18 protein-coding genes and 1 pseudogene are annotated in these 17,397 nt (G+C 53.4%); 1 reads left to right on the forward strand and 18 read right to left on the reverse strand.

Going from position 1 to position 17,397, the window contains the following annotated elements:
- Positions 1 to 5: 5 nt before the first annotated feature.
- From QZ280_RS05650 to trpS, 16 genes and pseudogenes are all read right to left on the reverse strand, one after another.
- Positions 6 to 764, reverse strand: a complete 759-nt coding sequence (locus tag QZ280_RS05650) for a TIGR02186 family protein (RefSeq protein WP_293441595.1) — start codon at positions 762 to 764, stop codon at positions 6 to 8.
- Positions 764 to 1,681: a sulfite exporter TauE/SafE family protein gene (locus QZ280_RS05655; protein WP_293441596.1), complete on the reverse strand. Its 918-nt coding sequence runs from the start codon at positions 1,679 to 1,681 to the stop codon at positions 764 to 766. Before QZ280_RS05655 ends, QZ280_RS05650 begins: the two co-directional genes overlap by 1 nt.
- Before the next feature lie 93 nt (positions 1,682 to 1,774).
- A complete protein-coding gene (locus QZ280_RS05660) occupies positions 1,775 to 2,740 on the reverse strand; it encodes an ABC transporter permease (protein ID WP_293441597.1) in 966 nt (321 codons plus the stop codon).
- Positions 2,740 to 3,834, reverse strand: coding sequence for an ABC transporter permease (locus QZ280_RS05665; RefSeq protein ID WP_293441598.1), 1,095 nt, complete (start codon positions 3,832 to 3,834; stop codon positions 2,740 to 2,742). Before QZ280_RS05665 ends, QZ280_RS05660 begins: the two co-directional genes overlap by 1 nt.
- Complete coding sequence (locus QZ280_RS05670) at positions 3,834 to 5,369, reverse strand: ABC transporter ATP-binding protein (protein WP_293441599.1); 1,536 nt, start codon at positions 5,367 to 5,369, stop codon at positions 3,834 to 3,836. Before QZ280_RS05670 ends, QZ280_RS05665 begins: the two co-directional genes overlap by 1 nt.
- Entirely contained in the window at positions 5,369 to 5,725 is a 357-nt protein-coding gene (locus QZ280_RS05675) for a molecular chaperone GroEL (RefSeq protein WP_293441600.1), read from the reverse strand. The genes QZ280_RS05670 and QZ280_RS05675 overlap by 1 nt, the downstream gene beginning before the upstream one ends.
- 83 nt (positions 5,726 to 5,808) lie before the next feature.
- A complete protein-coding gene (locus QZ280_RS05680; protein ID WP_293441601.1) occupies positions 5,809 to 6,804 on the reverse strand; it encodes a BMP family ABC transporter substrate-binding protein in 996 nt (331 codons plus the stop codon).
- 203 nt (positions 6,805 to 7,007) lie between these two features.
- The gene (locus QZ280_RS05685; protein ID WP_293441602.1) at positions 7,008 to 7,412 is read right to left on the reverse strand and encodes a GNAT family N-acetyltransferase; all 405 of its coding nucleotides are present in this window, start codon (positions 7,410 to 7,412) and stop codon (positions 7,008 to 7,010) included.
- Positions 7,409 to 7,987, reverse strand: a complete 579-nt coding sequence (gene tsaB, locus QZ280_RS05690; RefSeq protein ID WP_293441603.1) for a tRNA (adenosine(37)-N6)-threonylcarbamoyltransferase complex dimerization subunit type 1 TsaB — start codon at positions 7,985 to 7,987, stop codon at positions 7,409 to 7,411. Before tsaB ends, QZ280_RS05685 begins: the two co-directional genes overlap by 4 nt.
- Entirely contained in the window at positions 7,984 to 8,412 is a 429-nt protein-coding gene (locus QZ280_RS05695) for a GFA family protein (RefSeq protein WP_293441604.1), read from the reverse strand. The genes tsaB and QZ280_RS05695 overlap by 4 nt, the downstream gene beginning before the upstream one ends.
- A 3-nt stretch (positions 8,413 to 8,415) precedes the next feature.
- Positions 8,416 to 8,982 (reverse strand): NifU family protein, encoded by a 567-nt coding sequence (locus tag QZ280_RS05700; protein WP_293441605.1) that lies wholly within the window; start codon positions 8,980 to 8,982, stop codon positions 8,416 to 8,418.
- A gap of 74 nt (positions 8,983 to 9,056) precedes the next feature.
- Positions 9,057 to 9,380, reverse strand: coding sequence for a VOC family protein (locus QZ280_RS05705; RefSeq protein ID WP_365734269.1), 324 nt, complete (start codon positions 9,378 to 9,380; stop codon positions 9,057 to 9,059).
- Positions 9,381 to 9,448: 68 nt separating this feature from the next.
- Complete coding sequence (locus tag QZ280_RS05710; RefSeq protein ID WP_293441606.1) at positions 9,449 to 9,904, reverse strand: universal stress protein; 456 nt, start codon at positions 9,902 to 9,904, stop codon at positions 9,449 to 9,451.
- A 282-nt stretch (positions 9,905 to 10,186) separates the two neighbouring features.
- A pseudogene (locus QZ280_RS05715) lies at positions 10,187 to 10,678 on the reverse strand (Hint domain-containing protein).
- Positions 10,679 to 10,809: 131 nt separating this feature from the next.
- Complete coding sequence (locus QZ280_RS05720; protein WP_293441607.1) at positions 10,810 to 11,100, reverse strand: hypothetical protein; 291 nt, start codon at positions 11,098 to 11,100, stop codon at positions 10,810 to 10,812.
- Between the two features lie 182 nt (positions 11,101 to 11,282).
- Entirely contained in the window at positions 11,283 to 12,302 is a 1,020-nt protein-coding gene (gene trpS / locus QZ280_RS05725; protein WP_293441608.1) for a tryptophan--tRNA ligase, read from the reverse strand.
- Positions 12,303 to 12,383: 81 nt separating this feature from the next.
- Here trpS and QZ280_RS05730 point away from each other — a divergent pair, with 81 nt between their 5' ends.
- On the forward strand, positions 12,384 to 13,085 hold the full coding sequence (locus tag QZ280_RS05730) for a rhomboid family intramembrane serine protease (RefSeq protein WP_293441609.1): 702 nt from the start codon (positions 12,384 to 12,386) through the stop codon (positions 13,083 to 13,085).
- Here QZ280_RS05730 and murJ read toward each other — a convergent pair.
- Both murJ and QZ280_RS05740 read right to left on the reverse strand, forming a co-directional pair.
- A complete protein-coding gene (murJ, locus tag QZ280_RS05735; RefSeq protein ID WP_293441610.1) occupies positions 13,082 to 14,626 on the reverse strand; it encodes a murein biosynthesis integral membrane protein MurJ in 1,545 nt (514 codons plus the stop codon). The genes QZ280_RS05730 and murJ overlap by 4 nt on opposite strands.
- Positions 14,623 to 17,391 (reverse strand): [protein-PII] uridylyltransferase, encoded by a 2,769-nt coding sequence (locus QZ280_RS05740; protein ID WP_293441611.1) that lies wholly within the window; start codon positions 17,389 to 17,391, stop codon positions 14,623 to 14,625. The genes murJ and QZ280_RS05740 overlap by 4 nt, the downstream gene beginning before the upstream one ends.
- Between the last annotated feature and the right edge of the window lie 6 nt (positions 17,392 to 17,397).

The following is a 17,397-nucleotide window of genomic DNA, read 5'->3' on the forward strand; positions in this document are numbered from 1 at the left end:
ATTGGTTAGCCGCGGCGCAAACCCGTAAAGATCGCCGAGGCAGCCCAACCCGAGAAAATTGCGATGGCAAGGGACAGCAACCCATAGATCAAAGGTTGTTGACGCGACAACGTGTAAAGCCAACGTTCCAAGCCTACTTTGCGCACGTCGATTTCCGTCTCATACTCTGAAACAACGACGCCGGATCGGGTCAAATAAATGCGCGTGCGATATGCGCCCTCAGTCAGGTTCGCAGGCATCGCAATCGACGTTTTGAACAGGGTGTCCTGCGAAAACTCGACGCTGCCTTCATTCAGCTGAAACAGGCTGTTGGCCTTGCGCACGCGGATCACCGCATCAGTAAAGCTTTGGGAATCCTGCACAGTCATTGGTGCACCCACAGAGCGGATCGCGCTTGGGATCGAGATCTTATAGCGCAGGTCCTCGGTCGAGCCGAGGACCTCGTCGAACGGTGCGCTTGTGGCGACAGCGTAAAAGCTCGGGGCGGCGTCAACGTCCACAGATTGCGTATTCACCCAGATCCCAAAACGCTTTTCTTTACGGCGCACGGTAATCGGCTCTGATGGACCTTGGATTGCAACGATCACTTGCAAAGGATCGCCCTCGGGGATCGCTTCTTCACGTTTCACCGCGCCAAAGATCAGGATTTCCGAGCCATCAAAATTTGCTGTGATCGCGACTTTGTCTTGGGACATGCCAAGCACAACCTCTTCCGCGGATGCGGGCATGGCGAGGGCAACGAGAATGGCGAGCCAGCGCAACATCAGTGCCCCCCCGTCGCGCCAAGCGAATATAGTTCTGATGGCATCACAAGAAGATCGAAGGCGAGCTTGCCGCACACCGTGAGTACCATAATTGCAAGTAGAATGCGCAGCTGTTCAGCCTTAAGCTTGGTGCCGATCCGCGTTCCAATCTGCGCACCAAATACGCCGCCGACCAGCAATAGAACCGCAAGGACCATGTCCACCGTGAAGTTGGTTGTGGCGTGCAAGAGCGTTGTGAAGGCAGTCACGAAGATAATTTGGAAGAGGGATGTGCCGACAACCACTTTGGTTGGCATGCCCAGCAGATAAATCATTGCGGGCACCATGATGAAGCCACCACCAACACCCATGATTGCTGCAAGAATGCCCACGCAAACGCCGACGATTAGTGGCGGAATAACTGAAATATAAAGACCCGACGTGCGAAAACGCATCTTGAACGGCAATGCGTGAATCCAGCCACGCTGCTTGCGCTTGGGCGCACTTCCGGGTTTTTTGGATCTGCGGATCGCGTTCAGGCTTTCGACAAACATGAGCGCGCCTATGATGCCAAGGAACAGTACGTAGCATAGCTTCACAAGCAGATCGACTTGGCCCATGCTCTTTAGATAGTTGAAGACAAGAACACCTAAAGCTGCGCCCACAAGGCCGCCTATCAGTAGAACCGTTCCCATCCTGAAATCAACAGATTTTCGCTTCACATGTGCAAGAACACCGGAGAACGAGGAAGCAACAATCTGGTTCGCTTCCGTCGCAACCGCGACAGCAGGGGGAATGCCGATAAAGAACAACAGCGGCGTCATCAAAAAGCCGCCACCAACGCCAAACATACCTGATAGGATTCCCACAATGCCGCCCAGCCCCAAAAGAAGAAAAGCGTTAACCGAAACTTCGGCGATGGGGAGGTATATTTGCATGGGCTTCCTTAAACCCATGCGGGCGTCTTATGCAAGTCAGCGCGCCCCCTCTGCGACCACAGGACTGATATGGATCGCAGAACTGGACTTACCCTAACGCTCTTTAACATACGGCTCACCCCCCGCACGCGGCGGAACGGCTTTACCTACAAAGCCTGCGAGGATGACTACCGTTAGGATGTAGGGAAGCGCATCCATCACCTGTACAGGTACCGTGAATGCGCCGAGATCGATATTTTGATAGCGCAGCGCGATGGCTTGTAAGAAACCAAACAACAGGCAAGCACTCAGTGCATACCAAGGTCGCCATTTGGCGAAAATGAGCGCAGCTAGCGCGATAAAGCCACGACCAGCGGTCATTTCCTTAACAAACCCAGCTTGCAAACCTGTGGCGAGGTAGGCACCCGCAATACCGCAAAGAACGCCGCAAATCGCAACAGCGGCAAAGCGCAGGCCAACGACAGAGACACCGGCCGTATCAACCGCGGCAGGGTTCTCGCCGACAGCACGGAGACGCAGGCCGAACCGTGTTCGGTAGAGCAGCCACCAGGTAGCAGGCACAGCGGCGAAAGCGACATAGACAAGGATGGAATGGCCTGAAATCAGCTCTGAATATATTGGGCCAAGGATCGGAACGGTGCTGAGCGTTTCTGCGAAAGGCAATTCAATCGGGTTGAAACGACCTCCGCCAATAAGAGAGGGCGTGCGCCCGCCTTGTTTAAACCAACTCTGTGCGATGAGGACCGTCATGCCAGCCGCAAGGAAATTGATTGCGACCCCGGAAATCAACTGATTGCCACGGAATGTGATGGAGGCGAGACCATGCACGCCAGACAGAACGAGCGACGCGGCAATACCCGCAAGAAGCCCGAGCCAAACAGAGCCTGTCATCGCCGCAATCGCAGCAGAAAAGAAAGCTGCGGCGAGCATTTTGCCCTCAAGCCCGATGTCGAAGATACCCGCACGTTCAGAGTACAAGCCAGCAAGGCATGCCAACAAAAGCGGTGTAGCGAGGCGCACAGTGCTGTCGAGCACTTGGATGATTGTAAGAAAGTCCATCATGCATCTCCCTTACGAAACAACAGGAAGAGTTTTTCAAGCGGCATACGAACCATATTATCAAGCGCGCCTGTGAAGAGAATCACCAGCGCTTGGATCACCACGATCAATTCGCGTGGGATGGTCGTCCAAAGCGCCAACTCTGCCCCGCCTTGGTAGAGGAAGCCGAACAAGATCGCCGCAAGGAATACTCCGAAGGGATGTGAACGCCCCATTAGTGCGACAGCGATACCGATGAAACCTGCGCCTTCTGTCGAGTTCATGATTAGGCGCTCGCCTTCGCCCATGACATTGTTGATCGCCATCATACCAGCGAGGCCACCTGAAATAAGCATCGCGACAACTGTGATTTTCACAGGGCTGATGCCTGCGTATTTCGCACCTGATTCTGAGTGTCCGAAAGCGCGGATTTCATAGCCCAAACGCGTGCGCCAGATTAGGAAGTAGACCGCGACACAGGCGGTGATTGCAACGATCAGCGACACATTCGCTGGGGCTGCTTTGGAGAATGCGATGCCGAAAGGTTCTAGGATATCGTGCAGCGTCGGTAGATGCGTCGTTTCAGGAAACTTCGCGGTTGCTGGGTCCATTGATCCTTTGGGGCGCATAACGTTGACGAGGAGATAATTGAGCAAAGCCGCGGCGATGAAGTTGAACATAATTGTCGTGATCACAATGTGACTGCCGCGTTTCGCTTGTAAATACGCAGGTAGGAACGCCCAAGCAGCGCCAAACACAGCGGATGACAAGGTCGCGAAAATCAGGGCCAATGACCAATGTGGCCAAGGCATGTAAAGGCAAACAACAGCCACACCTAGCCCGCCCAGCATCGCTTGACCTTCACCGCCGATGTTAAACATGCGTGCATGGAAGGCAACGGCGACAGCGAGTCCTGTGAACATGAAGTTCGTCGCGTAATAAAGCGTGTAACCCCAGCCATATGTGCTGCCCAAAGAGCCTTGCACCATGAGCTTGACCGCCGCCACGGGGTCCTCACCGATGCCAATGATCACAAGCGCTGAAAGAATAGCCGCGAGCAACAGCGAGATAAGTGGGACGAGGACCGCGTCGGCCCATGTTGGCATCTTTTCCATTATGCTGCCTCTTCTTCAACGACGCCAGCCATCATCAGGCCCAGCTCTTTTTCATCTGTTTTTGCAGGATCACGGAAACCCATAAGCTGTCCGTCGAACATCACCGCGATACGATCCGAGAGAGCGAAAATTTCGTCTAGCTCAACAGACACTAGCAAGATCGCCTTACCCTGATCTCGCAAAGCGACAATTTGTTGGTGGATAAACTCAATCGCCCCAATATCGACGCCGCGCGTGGGTTGGCCTACGAGCAGTAAATCAGGATTGCGTTCAATCTCCCGCGCCAGGACGATTTTTTGCTGATTGCCGCCTGAGAAGTTCTTGGCAGCGAGCCTCGGATTCGGTGGACGCACATCAAAGCGCTCCATTTTCTCTTCCGTGTCCGCACGGATCGCCGCGTTATTCATCAAGATGCCGGATTGATAGGCCGGGTCGTGGTGATATCCGAACGCTGTGTTCTCCCACGCCATATAGTCCATGATTAAACCTTCGCGCTGACGATCCTCTGGCACATGCGCAATGCCGCGTGCACGGCGGGATTGTCCGTTGGAGTATTTCCCCGTCAGGTCGATATCTTGCCCGTTCACACAAATCATACCTGTGCCTGATGTGATGCCGCCGAGCACTTCGAGTAATTCAGACTGACCGTTGCCAGCAACACCTGCGATGCCGAGAATTTCGCCCGCTTTTACGTCCAGCGAAATCCCTTTCAAACGCTCAATACCCTTTTCATCGACAACGCGCAGGTTCTCGACTTCAAGCACTGTTTCTTTCGGGGTCGCAGGGACTTTATCCACTTGCAACAAGACCTTACGCCCGACCATCAACTCTGCCAATCCAGCGGGAGAGGTGTCTGAGGTCTTCACCGTCGCCGTCATTTCACCGCGACGCATAACGCTAACGGTATCCGTTGTATCCATGATTTCGCGTAGCTTGTGGGTAATCAAGATGATCGTTTTACCCTCTTCACGCAAACGGTTCAGAATGCGAAACAGTTGATCCGCTTCAGCAGGGGTCAACACGCCTGTTGGTTCGTCCAATATCAGAATATCGGCCTGACGATAGAGCGCTTTGAGAATTTCAACGCGCTGTTGATGCCCAACGCTCAGGTTTTCGACAACCGCATCAGGATCAACGTCCAAACCATACTCTGCCGCCAGATCCGTCAACGATTGACGCGCTTTCGCCAAGGATGGATGGAGCATCGCACCATCTTCTGCGCCCAGAATGATATTCTCAAGTACCGTGAAATTTTCCACTAGCTTGAAGTGCTGGAACACCATGCCAATGCCCGCAGCGATCGCGGCTTGGCTGTCGGGAATAGATGTCTGCGTGCCGCCAATAAAAATCTCGCCTTTGTCGGCTTTGTAAAAGCCATATAAAATAGACATCAGCGTCGATTTACCTGCTCCATTTTCGCCAATAATCCCATGGATTGTGCCCGGCATCACGCGGATAGAGATATCTTTGTTCGCTTGTACTGGGCCAAACGCTTTGGAGATCCCTTTGAGTTCAATGGCGGGGGAGACTGTCATTATTCAGGCTCTCCAATACCGACCATGAGCGTGATTTTGTCGCCGTCCATGTCCGCAAAATATTGGCTGTGTTGCAACATTTCTTTGCCATCTGGCTCCATACCGCCAGTTGCTACTGCCGCGCCATGCGAGGTGCCGATTGTGCTGAGGTTCACCACCTTTGCCGTCCAATTAGGCGCGCCTGCGCTGAAATTGCAAACGTAGCTTGCAATAGCTGCTGGGCCTCGTAAAGCATCGGGAGAGCGTGGGTCTGCATACTTATCATCGCTTTTGAATGCAGCGCTGATCGCTTCCACACGTGGCGCGTCGTCGATCATGCCCCAAGCATCGAAAAATGTGGTCATGCTGTCGCTCATCTGATCTCTCCCAAAGAAAATTATAAATCAAAAAGGCCGCGCCACCATTGTGCGCGGCCTTTTCGTTAGTAAGGACCCAGGTCTTAGAAGCTCAGCGCTGGGCAGCTGTCGTCGGACATGTAGTCATGAACCATCAGCTCACCTGACGAGATCTTCGCGGCTGCGTCATCAACCATTTTCTGCATGTCGGCAGAGACCAACTCAGCGTTGTTCTCATCCATCGCGTAGCCGATACCACCATTTGCGATGCCCATTACGTTGAAGCCTGTTTCCATCTCAGGGCCGTCTTTCATGGCCTGATACACAGCGTTATCAACGCGCTTCATCATGGATGTCAGAACTTTGCCTGGGTGCAGATAGTTCTGGTTGCTATCAACGCCAACAGACAAGATGCCCTCGTCCGCTGCTGTCTGAAGAACACCTACGCCTGTGCCACCAGCTGCTGCATAGACAACGTCTGCGCCTTGGCTGATCTGTGCTTTCGTCAGCTCAGAGCCTTTTACCGGGTCATTCCAAGCCGCAGGCGTCGTGCCTGTCATGTTGGCTACAACTGTCGCGTCTGCGTTCGTGGCTTTCACGCCTTGCGCATAGCCACATGCGAATTTGCGGATCAGCGGGATGTCCATGCCGCCGATGAAGCCAACTGTGTTGGATTTGGACGCCATCGCTGCCATCATACCAACAAGGTAGGAACCTTCGTGCTCGTTAAAGACAACGGAGCGGACATTTGGCTGATCAACGACCATGTCGATGATCGCGAACTTCGTGTCCGGATAATCAGGTGCAACTTCGGCCAAAACGTTGCCAAAGGCGAAGCCAGTCATGACGATCGGGTTTGAGCCCGCTTCCGCAAAACGTCGCAGGGCTTGCTCACGCTGAGCTTCGGACTGAAGTTCGATCTCGCGGAATGTACCGCCTGTCTCTTCTGCCCAGCGCTGTGCTCCAGAGAAAGCAGACTCGTTGAAGGATTTATCGAACTTGCCACCAAGATCGAAGATCATCGCAGGCTCTGCGGCCAATGCGCCAGCTGTCATCGCCAGTGCGGCTGCGCCACCAAGAATTTTGTGCATTACAGACATTGAAGTCTCCCAGTTGTTTTAGTGTAAGGGTATAGAGATGGACATACGTCCATTCACACCGTGCGCGATTGATCGCGCGCTCATTGCAGGATTAGGGCGCACAGGACGGGCGGGGTCAACCGATTCTTAATGTTTTTACGGAGTGGCATGCCAAGGTTCGTCTTGACTTTACGTCAGTGAACTCTGGCCTGAAGTATCTGAAGTTAGATGCTTTTCGACATGAGCACTGCATCAGCACGTTGCCCGTTTTTAAGGCGGTAATAATTTGCACGTACTCCGTCCCGCAACCAGCCTGTGTTGGTATAAAGCGCGATAGCAGGGCTGTTGTGCAAGGCCACCTCTAACAAAAGCCGAGTGCATTTCGCGTTACGGGCAAGCGTTTCGAACTGATCAAGTATCGCGCGCGCATGCCCCATGCGTTGATGAGTGGGATCGGTGGCGATTTGCAACAACTCGGCTTCGTCCAAGGTCACGGACCCAAGTGCGAAAGCATGGGGTTGGGCTGCGAACAACGCGCCGCGCTGGGCGAGCTGTGCTTCAAAGCTGCGTGTATTCCACGGGGTGTCACTGACTTTCGCGTGCAATGTGGCCATCTCTTGTGGTGTCATTGAATGATCCGAGGCGGCGCATCCCGCGCTGGTGCTGCATCCGCTGATTTGATGTAGAGCGGCGCAGGGCGTGCATTTGTTTCCTCGATGCGATCTGCTGCAATCTGCGCAATTGTTGGTGCAGGGTTGAACTCTTCTGGTTCAAAAAGCAAAGGCCGCCCAAGCGTGCGCGCGTCATTCAAATCCATCAAACGTGGAGCCTTGTCGCCCTCTTGCACATAAACCTTGTCCTGTGGGGCCGACACACTTGGGAGGCCATGTCCCCCAAGCGCAGTCTTGATCACATCAAACTGGTTCACGCCAATCGCCTGGATATCAAGCCCAAGGGCCAGCCCACGTGCAGCACTCACCGACACGCGGATTCCGGTGAAATTACCGGGACCGACACCAACACCGATCGCGTCAAGATCACTCCATTTTAAGTTTTGCTCCACGAGCATATCTTCCAACATCACCATCAACCGCTCCGCTTGCCCGCGCGACATCTCTTCGCGTTGCTCTGCAAGGAGCTTGCCACCCCGCCAAAGCGCCGCTGCGACATGTGCAGCGCTGGTGTCAAAGCCAAGAACGATCATTCGGCAGTCCCGATCAGCGCATCGCACGTACTACCGATTCCGCGAGTAGCATCGTCCATGATATGCAGCCCAGGCAGTTGCTTTTTGCTGAAACAATGGATTTCAGCGGGCAGTTGATCCGCCTGATCGATCAAGCCAAGAGGGGTATAGGTTTGATCTGGAATATATTCGAACGTAGCCGCAAGCGGGGACCCGTAATGTTTGCAGTTCCAACGCTCTACGCCAGGGTTAGTAATGACAGGTGCATCAAGAGCAGGCTCTGCGCTTAAATCCTTGGGGTCAAACGCCGCAAATGTAGGCGCAGGATTTCCTGTCCAACGCCGACAGTCAGAGCAATGACTAAAGGCCACCGTGATCGGCGGCCTCGTCGTGCTCATTGAAACAGTGCCGCAATAACACCGCTCAGTGATGCCTTGATCACTCATTCTTTATACCGCGACAGGGCGCACTTCGCTGACTTCGGGGATATAATGGCGCAATAGGTTTTCGATACCCATTTTCAGCGTCAAAGTAGACGAAGGGCACCCCGCGCAAGCGCCCTGCATATGTAGATAAACGATGCCGCGCTCAAAGCCGTGGAATGTGATGTCACCGCCATCTTGCGCCACAGCGGGGCGCACGCGGCTATCGAGCAGTTCTTTGATTTGAACGACAATTTCGCCATCTTCGCCTGTATGCTCGGCATGACCAGAGTTCGGTTGTGCCATATCGCCTGCCATCACGGCAGTGCCGGATTGGAAGTGCTCCATAATCGCGCCGAGGAGTGCGGGTTTGATGTGATCCCATTCAACCGCGTCTGCTTTGGTGACTGTGACAAAGTCCGTGCCAAAGAACACGCCCGTTACACCCTCTACCGCAAAAATACGTGCGGCCAGTGGGGAGACGTCTGCGCCAACAGCGCTTGGGAAATCGGCTGTGCCCATCTCCAGCACGGTTTGTCCGGGCAGGAATTTCAACGTGGCTGGGTTTGGCGTGGATTCTGTTTGAATGAACATATGCATCTCTCCGGAAGGGTGCGCTAAATATGTGAAGCGCGCAGCACTTTGTCAATGTTTAGAATAATTCTAAACTAGCTACTGAGTTGGAGCAAGTCCCAACGATTGCCAAACGGATCCTGAAAAACAGCAACCTGACCGTAGGGTTCTTTGTGCGGACTTTCTTCGAACTGCACCCCTGCGGCAGTCATTCTTTCAAAATCCTCATCGAACGTATTGGTATGCAGAAAAAAACCAACCCGTCCTCCGGTTTGATTGCCGATTGCCGCGACTTGCTCTGGTCCATCTGCTTTTGCAAGCAACAGTCGCGTTTGTGCATTTTTAGGCGCGATCAAAACCCAACGCTTGGTGTTGCTGAGGTGTGTGTCTTCGATCGAGTCAAAGGCAAGAATGCCCACGTAAAATTGAGTGCGACGTCTTAGTCAGGCACGACCAAAGCCACGGCTGAAACATGCTGTGTCATGCGTTATGTGATTGCTTCGAGGCGTTCTTTGCTTAGTTCGCCTGGGACAATTGTGATTGGTATATCCAAATTGCCAGAATTCTTGGTCAGTTGTGTTACCAATGGACCGGGGCCCTTTTTGTCAGAGCTGGCACCAAGGACCAATACGCCCACCTCTGCATCGTCATTGCATTGGGCCAAGATTTGTTCGACTGGGTCGCCTTCGCGGATGACCAGTTCCGGGTCGATGTTTTGCTTGTCCCGCATCCACTTCGCAAAGACCTCGAAGTGAGCATGGATCCGTTCGCGGGTTTCTTCGCGCATGATGTCGCCAACGCCGATCCAGTGGTTAAATTCATCTGGTGGAATGACTGACAGGATCTCCACACCACCGCCTGTATTAGCAGCGCGCATTGCGGCAAAGCGCATCGCGTTCAAGCATTCACGGCTATCATCGAGAACTACCAGAAATTTACGCATGTCTTTGCTCCTTGCAGGCTAGGGAAGATGATGGCGCAAGGGGGCGAGCGGTGCAATGGGTTTCGGCGTTGGTCAAAAGGAGTGTGTTGCGCAAACCAAAGTTTATGAGATTTGGGGCGCTGCCCCGTCCATCAAAGATGGCCCCCCCCCCGAGGTGTTTTAGGACCGAAGAAGCGCTAGATATCATTACAGGGTGTTGACAAGCAGAAGCGCTTCCGCGTGGCTAATGCAAAGCCGTGCGGTCGAGGCGAAGTTTGAATTGGTGCGATTTTTCAGCTCTGGTTATAGCGAAAGAACTTCATTGCGCACTGCGTCTTCAAGAACGATCAGCGCTGGCTCACCAGGAAAAAAGCTTTCGCTTGGGACGTCGTTGGCGAAGACGATTTTGTGGCGATCAAACAGCAGATGTATGTAGGTGACCTCGCCGCCGCTTTGCTCATAGATGCCGGGGGTGCCCAGCAGATGCTTTGCGTCGATGAGAACTTCCTGTAGTCCAAAGAGCAAATCACTTGAAGCGGCACTAATCAGCATGCGGTGATTGGGAGATATCAATAGATCGCTCGAATTGCCAAGCGTGCCAGCTGAAATACAAATTGGCGTAGCTTAGCCTTCAGCGGGCACAGTTTTCGGGCCGATCCATTTGAGTTGTTGCAAGCCATTGTCGCGGGTTACAATCATGTCACCGACGCGCAGGTTTTCGATGGGTTGTTTGCCCCGTTTTGTCAGAATCTCAGTGCCGGATGTGAAGCACACAACAAGATCGGAATAATCCACCTGTCCAATAAAATTGCCCTATGACAACGTGATCGAGTCACCCAAGGAAACGGGGATGTCAAAGGTGTTGTAGTAGGGGCAGTCTTGGCCGCCAGGGGATCGGGATTGCTCCCCGTGTAAATGTGGATCAATTAGGCCGTGCCAGTGTCGCCTTTCGTGTTATTTGTCACAACATTATATTGAAAGGCCGAGCGCACGAATCGGCCTGCAACGTAGCTGCCGTCAAAGGCGGAATCGAGCACCTGTTGGCTGCTGTCTACTGCTTGTCCGCCCCCTGTGCTTTCGTCATCAAACACGCTATCGTTATCGAGCACGTTTATTATTGCGCCTGCACTGGCGACAGTGAATGTTCCTGTCGAAATAGAACATGCGGGGCGGCCTAGATCTGTGTTTGAGTAGGCTAAATTCGAAAATACTGGCACTAGTTACTCTTTTGCTGTTGTCTAAAAATAAAGACAAACCTGCTCACCTTGACCGTTCTAACATGTCTGTGGAAAATGTCGGAACCGTGAAAATTACTTGTCTAGCGTTTGGCGAATAATGAATGATTGAGAAAGGGCGCAACCGAAGCTGCGCCTTTGTGATTGCCGCTAAGACGGAGTGCTTAAGAGCGGATCATGCCAACGATATCATAAGTTTTTTGCAAGATGGGATTGGCGATTGCGCGTGCGCGGTTTGATCCCTCACCCAAAATGCGATCAATCTCCGCAGGATCATTCATCAGGCGTGCCATTTCTGTACTGATCGACGAGAGCTTTTCAACAGCGAGATCCACAAGCATTGGCTTGAATTCAGAGAACTGCTTGCCACCAACATCTGTAAGCACTGCATCGACACTTTGGTCGTTTAAAGCCGCAAAAATGTTCACCAAGTTGCGCGCTTCGGGGCGTTCTTTCAGGCCATCTGCCTCTGAAGGAAGCGCATCTGGATCGGTTTTTGCCTTGCGTATCTTTTTAGCGATCGTTTCAGCATCATCCGTCATGTTGATACGGCTCGCATCGGACGGGTCAGACTTTGACATCTTTTTTGAACCGTCACGCAAGCTCATCACACGCGTCGCTGCGCCTTCAATCACGGGTTCGGTGATCGGAAAGAAATCTACGCCGAAATCATGGTTGAATTTGGTTGCGACATCGCGTGTCAGCTCAAGGTGCTGCTTCTGATCTTCGCCAACTGGAACATGGGTCGAATGATAAATCAATATGTCAGCCGCCATAAGGGCAGGGTAGCCAAATAGACCCAATGAGGCGTTTTCAGCGTTCTTGCCCGCCTTGTCTTTGAACTGGGTCATGCGTTTCATCCACCCCATGCGGGCGACGCAATTAAAGATCCAGCCAAGTTCGGCATGGGCGCTGACTTGCGATTGATTAAACAAAATGGATTTCGCCGGATCGAGGCCCGCCGCGATGTAGCCGGCGGCCAATTCGCGCGTATTGTGGCGCAGATCGGCGGGGTCTTGCCAGACGGTAATAGCGTGGAGATCAACCATGCAGTAGAGCGTCTCGATACCGCTTTCTTGCATGTCTACAAAGCGCTTGATCGCGCCAAGGTAGTTGCCAAGGGTTAGGCCGCCCGAGGGCTGTATGCCTGAAAAGACACGGGGTGTGTGGACCACCTCTGTCATAATAAATCTCCATCTGGATTGTTAGGTTCGGCTGATCTACCCATGGGGGCAAGACACGTCAAGCAAAGCAGGCAGGCCCCCATGTCCGAAGATCACAATGAAACACCGGAAATTATCTCTCCTGTGAATCCTTTGCCACCCGTTGTGGTGGCCCTATTTTTGATGATCATTGGGATTGAAGCCATGCTGACTTTGGCGGGGCGCGGCATTATTGGTGGGCCGGGAGGGCTTGGCCAGCGTTTGGATGCGCTTCAGACTTACGCGTTCTCGGGGCCGATTTTTGACTGGATGCTGGCGAACAACCAATGGCCCGTGGATCATCTGATCCGTTTTATCAGCTATCTATTTGTGCATGGCAGCTTCACCCACGCGCTGTTCGTCTGCGTCATGCTTTTGGCGCTGGGCAAGATGGTGGGCGAAGTCTTCTCGGGCTTTGCCACATTAAGCGTTTTCATTGTCTCTGGCGTTATCGGTGCGCTGGCTTATGCGCTTATCTTAGATGAACAAGCACCGCTGATCGGCGGGTTCCCGGGAGTTTATGGCTTGATTGGTGCGTTCACCTATCTGCTTTGGCTGAGGCTGGGAGAGATGGGGGCACAACAGGTGCGTGCTTTCTCGCTGATCGGGTTTTTGATGGGAATTCAGCTGATCTTTGGTGTGTTTTTTGACGTGCAGAACGATTGGCTCGCTGACGTCTTTGGGTTCGCCACCGGTTTTGCGATGTCGTTTGTTGTCAGCCCCGGTGGCTTTGCGCGTTTGCGGGATATGATACGGCGGGATTAACGCACTCTGCGTATCGCACCTTTCAGTTCGGACAAGCGAATTGCACCAGTTAGATGGGCGATCGCGAAGTAGCTTAACATGCCGATCCCGACGAGAATGGCGAGCGCGAGGTAGCGCCAACCCGCCATCCCTAGGAAGGTCGACATGGAGGCGCTGGCGCTCCACAAGATCGTGCCCATGGCGGCTGAGGCTGCACAAGTCCGCCAGATCCGGCGCTTCAGTTGGGCGTCAAAGCGCGCGACATCGCCCATGGGGCGTGTGCCCAGCGCAAGACACAAGACCATGACCCAGCCCGCAAATGTCGTCGCGATCGCGGGGGCAAGCCAGCCGATATAGGGCGCAAGGCCGAAGGCCAGAAGCGCATTGACTGCCATTGCAATAAGCGCATAGCGGAAGGGAGATTTGGTATCTTCGCGCGCATAAAACAGCGGTTGTAAGGTCTTTTGCAGGACAAACGCGGGAAGGCCGAACCCGTAGATTGTGACCGCGACTGCAATGGCGGCGCTATCATCTGACGTCAAAGCGCCTCGCTCAAACAAAACAGAAACAAGCGGCAAGGCGATCACCATCAGCGCGACAGAGGCAGGGATGGTCAAAGCGAGCGAGATTTCTGTAGCGCGCGAAAACGCGTCTTTCACACCGGCTTCATCCCCCGCTTGAAGGCGGCGTGACAGGTCGGGCAATAAGACAATGCCGACAGCGATGCCGACCACACCTAAAGGCAGTTGATACAGGCGATCTGCGACAAACAGCCACCCGACAGCGCGATCAAAATAGCTAGCGACTTGCTGGCCCACGAGGAGATTGATCTGCATCACACCGCCCGCCATGGCCGCAGGTACGGCGATTTTCACGAGGTGCTTCATATCTGGCGTAAAGCGCGGGCGTTGCAGGCGCAGCGTTATCCCAGCGCGGCGCGCAGTGTTCCAAACCAGCATCAGTTGTGCGAACCCCGCTAACGGGATCATCCAGATCAAAGCAAACGCAACATCAAAGCCAGCATAGGCGGCGCATAGGATTGCGCTGACCAACAGGACATTCAGCAAAACAGGCGCAGCCGCTGCGGCGGCAAAGCGGCCCGCTGCATTAAGAACACCAGAGGCCAGTGCTGCAAGCGAGATAAATAATATATAGGGAAACGCGATACGCCCAAAGATCACAGAGAGTTCGAAGGTTTCGGTGCCCGCGAAGCCGCTTGCCAAAGCGTAAACAAGCCAGGGCATAGAGATCTGTGCGATGATCGTGAGGGCGATCAAAACGCTCGCAAGGCCAGAGAACGCCTCATTGGCGAAGGCGTTAGGCTGATCATCCGCTTCCAATCGCTTTGCGAACATGGGCACAAACGCGAGGTTGAACGCGCCTTCTGCAAAGAAACGCCGAAACATGTTGGGGAGGCGGAAGGCGACGACGAATGCTTGATACGCGGGACCTGTGCCAAGGTAAGATAGGATTAACGCGTCGCGTACAAACCCCATCACGCGGCTTAAAAGGGTCCATACCCCAACCGTAAAGACACCCGCGATTATTCGATTTTTGCTCATGCGGTTTTCGCCCGTTCCGCGCCTTTTGAAATTGCTTCGCGCATTTTCTTTTCCAAAGTTCTCTGCTTGCTTGCCGCGTGATACTTCAAACCAAACATATCTTTCACATAAAACGTATCCACAACCTGTTCACCGTAAGTCGCGATCACGGCGGAGGAAATGTAGACGTTCATGTTTGCCAAGCAGCGGGTCAAATCATGCAGTAGACCAGGGCGATCCCGGGTATCGACCTCGATAATCGTATAGATTTCAGAGCCTTCGTTATCAAACGTGATATGCGTAGGCACGCGAAACGCGCGCTCGCGCTTTTTGATTTTATCGCGATCTCTTATGGCCTCGGCGGCGACGACTTCACCGCTGAGCGTTTTCTCGATCATTTTCCGAAGCCGCGGAATGCGCGCCTTCTCATAGGGACCATCATCGCCATCTTGAATCCAGAAGGCTGCTGTCGCGTAGCCATCGTTTGACGTAAACGTGCGCGCATCAACAACGTTCGCACCAACAAGCGCCAAGGCACCGGAAAGACGTGAGAAGATGCCAGGATGATCTGCCAAAGCAAAGCAGACGCGCGTGGCATCGCGATCCTCATCTGGGTGAATATCAATCGCGATCTTGTCGTCTTCGATATCACGCAAAAGCTTGGCGAAAATGACATGTGCGGTGATGTGAAAGCCTTGCCAATAGGGCGGGTAGTGCCGTGATGTTTCTGCCTTGATATCTTTCTTCGGCCAATCCGCCAGCGCTTCGCGCAGCGCGCGTTTTGCGTCAGTGCCTCGTTGTTCACGGTTCAGTGCTTCAAGGCCATTCTCTAAGGCGTGCCGCGTCTGACGATAGAGCGCGCGGATCAGCACCGCTTTCCAATTGTTCCAAGTGTCTGGGCCAACACCGCGAATGTCACAGACCGTGAGCACGGTGAGCAAGTCCAACCGCCGCACATCTTTAACGGCTTTTGCAAAGTCGCGCACCGTGCGCGGATCGGCGATGTCGCGTTTCTGCGCCATATCCGACATCAGCAGGTGGTAGCGCACCAACCATTCGACCGTTTCGGTTTCGCTCTTGCTCAGACCTAAGCGCGGCGCGACCTTACGCGCTATCTGCGCGCCCAAGATTGAGTGATCTTCCTGGCGACCTTTGCCGATATCATGCAGGAGCATGGCGACATAAAGGACCTTGCGATTTATATCTTTGGTCAGAATTTCCGTGGAAATCGGAAGCTCTTCCTCAAGATCGCCTTGTTCAATCTCAAACAGATTGCGAATGCATTGGATCGTGTGCTCATCGACTGTGTAGTGGTGATACATATTGAACTGCATCATTGCGACAATGACTTCGAATTCGGGGATGAACGCGCCCAACACCCCAAGCTCGTTCATTCGACGCAATGAGCGTTCGGGGTTGCCGTGTTTCAGCATCAGATCAAGAAAGATCCGCCGCGCTTCTGGATCGTTGCGCATTGCATCGTCGATTAGATGCAGGTTCGCTTTCACCAACAGCATCGCATCCGGATGGATCAGCATACCCGTGCGCAAACCCTCCTCAAAAAGGCGCAGAATATTCAGTTTGTCGCTGAGAAAAGTGTCTGGATTAGTCAGTGATAAACGACCATGTACGACGATATAGCCTGACTTCAGTTTAGGCCTGCGACGGAAAATACGCTCAAGCAAGGGTTCGCTTTTGGCATGCATCGCTTCAAGTTTAGTGAGGAAAATGCGGGTCAGATCGCCAACGGATGTCGCATGGCGAAAGAAGTCTTGCATGAAAATTTCGACAGCACGCCTACCGTGCGAATCCGCGTAGCCCATTTGTGCGGCGACTTCGACTTGCAGATCAAAGGTTAGTTGTTCCATCGGGCGACGTGCGATCAAATGCAAATGGCCCCGCACGGCCCAAAGAAAGCTTTCGGCCTCATCAAATGCCTTGATATCGTCATCTGTAAAAACGCCCACGGAGACGAGATCTGCCACATCTTGCACACCGTGCACATATTTCGCGATCCAGAACAGTGATTGCAGATCGCGCAAACCGCCCTTGCCCTCTTTTACATTCGGCTCAACGATATAGCGCTGCCCGCCTTGTTTGTTGTGACGGATTTCGCGTTCTTCGAGCTTAGCTTCGATGAATTCGCGTGAAGAACCCGTGAAAAGATCCTCCCAAAGGCGATTTTCCAGCTCTTTGGCAAGAACAGCATCGCCAATCAGATAGCGATGTTCCAACATGGCTGTGCGGACGGTGAAATCTTCTGTTCCGAGACGCACGCAGTCTTTGATTGTGCGGCTAGCATGCCCGACTTTCAAGCGCAAATCCCAAAGGATGTAGAGCATGGATTCAATCACACTCTCGGCCCAAGGGGTGACTTTGTAGGGCGTGATAACCAACAAATCGACGTCTGATTGCGGTGCCATTTCACCGCGTCCGTAGCCGCCGACGGCAATGATGGCGATACGTTCTTGCTCAGTTGGATTAGGCAGCGGATGTAAAATTTGGGTTGCTACAGTGAATGCGACGTTCACCAAGCAATCCGTGAGATAGGTATAGGACCGTGTCATTGGGCGCGCCGCAAGCGGTGAAGCGCGCAGTTCATCAGCAATCAGAGCCATGCCAGTATCACGGGCCGCATTCAGGTGGCCGACCACAGCTTTGCGAATATCCATCGCGCTGCGAAGATCTTTGAGATCGGTTTCAATCGTGGCCAACAGTGCGGTTTGATCAAATATATCCTGCGCCGGAAGAATAAGGTTTTCGGGCGCAGGAAGGATCAGGTGCATGGGACA

It is taken from the genome of Planktotalea sp. (genome assembly GCF_018607995.1).
GTDB lineage: Bacteria > Pseudomonadota > Alphaproteobacteria > Rhodobacterales > Rhodobacteraceae > Planktotalea.

Excerpts from the sequence above, each read along its gene's own strand:
- QZ280_RS05650 (WP_293441595.1), bottom strand. The coding sequence starts at position 764 with ATGTTGCGCTGGCTCGCCATTCTCGTTGCCCTCGCCATGCCCGCATCC.
- QZ280_RS05655 (WP_293441596.1), bottom strand. The coding sequence starts at position 1,681 with ATGCAAATATACCTCCCCATCGCCGAAGTTTCGGTTAACGCTTTTCTT.
- QZ280_RS05660 (WP_293441597.1), bottom strand. The coding sequence starts at position 2,740 with ATGGACTTTCTTACAATCATCCAAGTGCTCGACAGCACTGTGCGCCTC.
- QZ280_RS05665 (WP_293441598.1), bottom strand. The coding sequence starts at position 3,834 with ATGGAAAAGATGCCAACATGGGCCGACGCGGTCCTCGTCCCACTTATC.
- QZ280_RS05670 (WP_293441599.1), bottom strand. The coding sequence starts at position 5,369 with ATGACAGTCTCCCCCGCCATTGAACTCAAAGGGATCTCCAAAGCGTTT.
- QZ280_RS05675 (WP_293441600.1), bottom strand. The coding sequence starts at position 5,725 with ATGAGCGACAGCATGACCACATTTTTCGATGCTTGGGGCATGATCGAC.
- QZ280_RS05680 (WP_293441601.1), bottom strand. The coding sequence starts at position 6,804 with ATGTCTGTAATGCACAAAATTCTTGGTGGCGCAGCCGCACTGGCGATG.
- QZ280_RS05685 (WP_293441602.1), bottom strand. The coding sequence starts at position 7,412 with ATGACACCACAAGAGATGGCCACATTGCACGCGAAAGTCAGTGACACC.
- tsaB (WP_293441603.1), bottom strand. The coding sequence starts at position 7,987 with ATGATCGTTCTTGGCTTTGACACCAGCGCTGCACATGTCGCAGCGGCG.
- QZ280_RS05695 (WP_293441604.1), bottom strand. The coding sequence starts at position 8,412 with ATGAGTGATCAAGGCATCACTGAGCGGTGTTATTGCGGCACTGTTTCA.
- QZ280_RS05700 (WP_293441605.1), bottom strand. The coding sequence starts at position 8,982 with ATGTTCATTCAAACAGAATCCACGCCAAACCCAGCCACGTTGAAATTC.
- QZ280_RS05710 (WP_293441606.1), bottom strand. The coding sequence starts at position 9,904 with ATGCGTAAATTTCTGGTAGTTCTCGATGATAGCCGTGAATGCTTGAAC.
- trpS (WP_293441608.1), bottom strand. The coding sequence starts at position 12,302 with ATGACAGAGGTGGTCCACACACCCCGTGTCTTTTCAGGCATACAGCCC.
- QZ280_RS05730 (WP_293441609.1), top strand. The coding sequence starts at position 12,384 with ATGTCCGAAGATCACAATGAAACACCGGAAATTATCTCTCCTGTGAAT.
- murJ (WP_293441610.1), bottom strand. The coding sequence starts at position 14,626 with ATGAGCAAAAATCGAATAATCGCGGGTGTCTTTACGGTTGGGGTATGG.
- QZ280_RS05740 (WP_293441611.1), bottom strand. The coding sequence starts at position 17,391 with ATGCACCTGATCCTTCCTGCGCCCGAAAACCTTATTCTTCCGGCGCAG.